The organism is Capnocytophaga sp. oral taxon 863 str. F0517, from assembly GCF_000466425.1.
In the GTDB taxonomy this organism is placed as follows: domain Bacteria; phylum Bacteroidota; class Bacteroidia; order Flavobacteriales; family Flavobacteriaceae; genus Capnocytophaga.
The window spans coordinates 1-4,296 of record NZ_KE992127.1 but is presented as its reverse complement, the minus strand read 5'-3'; the positions used below and the strand labels follow the sequence as shown (position 1 = coordinate 4,296).

Here is a 4,296-nt window from a genome sequence, read left to right as displayed (position 1 = left end):
CGAGCCACTCAGCTGAAGCGTTTGCTGATCCATGAATACATCCCAAGCCGTCCAGTCCCCCAAGAGACCAGCCAACGACTCCGAGAAGAGCCCCCCGACAAACTCCTTGTTTTTCTTCGGAGAGAGGAACAAATTGGCTACCACATCCCCGCTGGAGGTCTTCTCCAATCGGTAGAAGTCTCGGTAGCGCTCCTTGGCGCTTTCTTCTTCCTCCCCTTCGGACAAGGCTTCCGGGGCAATATCTTTCAAAGAGCTGATCAAAAGCTGCTTTCCCTGATAGTAGTAGTACCACGTCTTTTTTTCAATAACTAACGAATCCAAGCGCTCCATAACGGCTTGCTGCCAAGGGCTTTGCGTATCCTTCTGCTGTGGATGACAACTCACATACACGCCCTGATGCGTATAAGCCACCCATATATCCTTATCCGTAGGCAAAGAGCGTAACAGCTGCTGTACATTTCCATTGGGGTAATACCTGAAGTATCCCTTCCAAAAATCATTGTTGATCACCTGACTGACAAACTGATCCCTCTGGTGGATATGGAACAAGAGCGAAGGCTCCCTTCCCAGCAAGCCATCCACCTCCTGGCGCACCACTCCACCTCCGGAGCAGCCGACCCATACAAGGCTTATAAGAATGATACTATATAAGATACGCATCTGAGTTTTGAGTTTTTAGTTTTGAGTGACTGATATAGCGGCAAAAGTAATAAAAAATATTAGAAAAAACAAGATAAAGTGGGAATATGCTTAGCTATATACATTTTTTACATACTCTGCTCTCATATACGTATACTTTGCTTTCACAGACTATCCTTGAGGAGTGAAAGTCGTTTAAGCAAGTATATAGTAGGTAATATAATTATAAAAAAAACTAAATGTCTAATTATCAATCACTTGATATTATTATACATTAACAAAAGATGTTAAATTTTTATTTTTGGGAAAAAATCTCTTGTTTTATAGTTGGTATATTGATAATAATTTATAAATTTGCGCACAAAATACCTCGTGAAGAGCTATAATGTTATAAGATGATGAAAATCAATAAATCCACCATGAATATGAAGAAATATTGGCTGTATGTGATAGGTATATTATTACCTATGCTTGCTTTGGCACAGGCTCCTCCTTCTTTTGTGACTTCCATTGGGAGAACCAATTGTGGGGGAAGTGTTACGGTAAGCTGGGATGCGGATGCCTCCATCCTGAAGGACTATTGGGCGATTCTCAAGAAGGGTTCGCGCGAGCAGTCCCGCTTGGCTTTTGACCTTACTCAGAAAAAAGCAGTTTTCTCTGGCCTTTCGAGTGGGAACTATACAGTCGTGGTCGAGAAGAAAACAGGCGAACAGGGCTATGGCGGTACCTCTAATAGGCTCATCGTACGCAGCACTTACCAAGGCTTTCAGGTAGATACTTCGCAAACGGCCGCCACGGAGGTTGCCGCAGCGGGCGAATGTGGTAGCAGTGGTAAGATTACTATAAATATTAAGAATGGGGTAGGACCCTTCCAGATTGTAGCCTATGAGGCGGGGAAGACTGCGGTAGCGGCTACCTCCGCCCTTACTGCTAAGGCGCCAGGCAATTCCACTGCTGTGGATATTACCGGGCTAAAGGCTAATACGCGCTATGAGTTCGAGGTCACCGACCGCGTAGGAGGTGGGGGATGCTCCCGAACCGAGCCCCGAACCAACCTTAGCTATACCACTCGTGCGGCTGCCGGCTCTTTCTTTGCCAGCGAGCCCACTATTGACGTTTGCCAGCCTGCCGCTCCAGGGGTTTTCCCCAACGGAGCCCTTACGCTACGTCTTGAAAATGCCCATGGTACCGGTCCTTTTGTTGCTATCTTGGTCAATAAGGATACCAATGAGGTAATCATTAATAATGTTACGATCAATAAGGATGCCGGTACAATTACTACCCGTGTCCTACAACCTGCTACAGGGAAAAAGATAGAAGCAAACAAGACCTACAAATTGACCCTTGTTGATAATGGCTCTTCTCCAGTTTGTACCGCTACAAGAGAGTTAAAGAAAGATTATGCTTTTTCAGCTACTAACCTAAGAATGTATTTTGCACCCACATGTAACAATTGCAATGAATTTACCATGGTAGCTGGATTAAATTATCCAAGCAGTTCAAATGAAAATTTATATTATCCATTTAAATTAACACTAAAAGTAACAAGAGGAGGAAATACCTTTACAGAGACTTTTACTAACACAAGTAGTGGTATTTCTTATTCAGATAATGGGACTTATAGAGATTACGGTAATAAAGAATTTCGTTTTTGGAATTGGGAAAGACATAAATTATACAGAATAGCCAATACTCTACAAATAGGAGATCAGGTTACACTTACTTATGAAGAAGGAGATTGTAGAACCGGAGCTTCTAAAACAACAACTCATACAATAACAGCTATACCTTCCACTTATCCTCATACAAGAATAACAGTAGAACCTATAAATCCTGCTAATCCTTGTGTAAAACAAGTAGTACTTAAAACTACATTTCAACATATAGCTCGTTGGGGAGATTTGGTTTCTTATAATGCTTTTTGTACTCCTCCTACTCAAGCACGTTTAAAGTTAGGAAGTACTTGGCAAGCACCTGAAACAGTATCAGCGACTGAGTTCTTTAAATATATAAATGCAACAGCTGCAAGTTACCAGTCAACACATAATCTAACTACTACCAATCTTTCAGCAAGTAGTTATCAAGTAGAATATGCCAATGCACAAGGTTCTCTTCATGGAGTGAATATTAAAGATTGTAAGCATTATCTTTCACAATCATTTCCAAATTCGTCAGTGCCTACTAGTAATCTCTATGAAATAGAAGTAGCTACAGGGGATTATCGCCTTATATTAGATGCTCCTAATAGAGGTCATATGATGACATTTAGAAATTTAGATCATACCAAAGGCTTAGATTTTATTTCAGAAACAAATCCTTTAAGAGTTACTCTGAATCGTACAGCAGCCACAGGAGGTAATGGAGATCTCTATATTAATGCAATAGGGCCTTGGAATTTGGGAGGTAAAAATTTTAAGGTAAAGCTAGGACAAAGGTTTGACCTAAAACCTTCTATGATGAAAGGAGTAAAAAACTTTTATATAGGAGATGTTCCTCCAGGTACTTATAATATAACCTTGGCTGATAATTGTGGTTCTATCAATCGAACCATAACAATAACGGCAGCTCCTCCAGCTTTTTATGATATAGGAGACAATCGTATAAAATATACTACAGATTGTGTGGGAGGAATAAGTAAGGGAAAGATAGTTTTTGAACCTACTTATAATGTATCGACTGTCTCTAATTTTAATACAATGTCAGTCTATAAAGATTTGGACAATGGGCAACCAATACATCTACGTGCAGGGAACCTTATAGAATCTAAGACCATGACAGAAGTGCCTAATCCAGACCCTAGTAAAAGAAGTTATAGAGGAGAAATAGGGAATTTGGATCCAGGTAAATATCTTTTAGCAATTCCCTTTAGCCATCATAATTGGGTTACAATAGTAGATAATCCTGAATCACAAGGGTATACCTATAATGTGGACGATCCTTCTGGAAGAGGAAGAAAGAATTTTGCAGATACCTACATCTTCAAAGAATTTACTATAGAGGAATTTAACGAAGTAGACCCTTCTGTCTCTATAGGAATGTGTGATCCTTCCAATCCGAACTCTGGATTCGTAAGGGTGGAGCTCCCTGATGATGCACGTCCACAATTCCCACTCACCTATACCCTTTATAAGGTCTCTGGTGGTAACCGAACCATCGCCGTGGATGGCAATGGGAATGCCATCGCGCCTATAGTGAAGGCTACCGATACAGGTAACATTGCGGATGCCTATGCGACCTTTAACAATGTACCTAAACTCACCGGAGGGGATACCTATGAGGTGAAGTTCGAATCGGGCTGTCTCAACCGTGAGGTAGTCGTACCGGATTTCGGTACCATCGTTACCCCTACGGTAAGCTCCGATATGGCACAGGCTTGCTTTAACCAACTGATGACCCTCTCGGTGGATCTCTCCGAGGCGGTATACGATATCCGTTGGAAGTCTGATCCTGCCGATGCGCTTAGCGGCGTGGCTGCTCAGGACTTGAGGAAGTCTTTCTTGACTTTCCGTCCTCAAAAGGGTGCTAAGTACTTCGTGACCTATACCCTCAAGACAGGTTTGGGCTGCTCCACTCCTACAGCAAGAAATACAGATCAACTCGAAGTACCACTAAAGGTAACGAATTTCACAGATGCAGCCATCGGCACCCTTACGGATG

1 protein-coding gene and 1 pseudogene are annotated in these 4,296 nt (G+C 42.0%); one reads left to right on the top strand and one right to left on the bottom strand.

Features of this window, described 5'->3' with window-relative positions; all coding sequences use genetic code 11:
* A pseudogene (locus HMPREF1551_RS13890) lies at window positions 1-660 on the bottom strand (hypothetical protein); the annotation flags it as partial.
* A 374-nt stretch (window positions 661-1,034) separates the two neighbouring features.
* On the opposite strand from HMPREF1551_RS13890, the gene HMPREF1551_RS05520 reads away from it, so the two are divergent.
* On the top strand, window positions 1,035-4,296 hold a 3,262-nt coding region (locus HMPREF1551_RS05520; RefSeq protein WP_021628073.1), incomplete at its 3' end, for a hypothetical protein.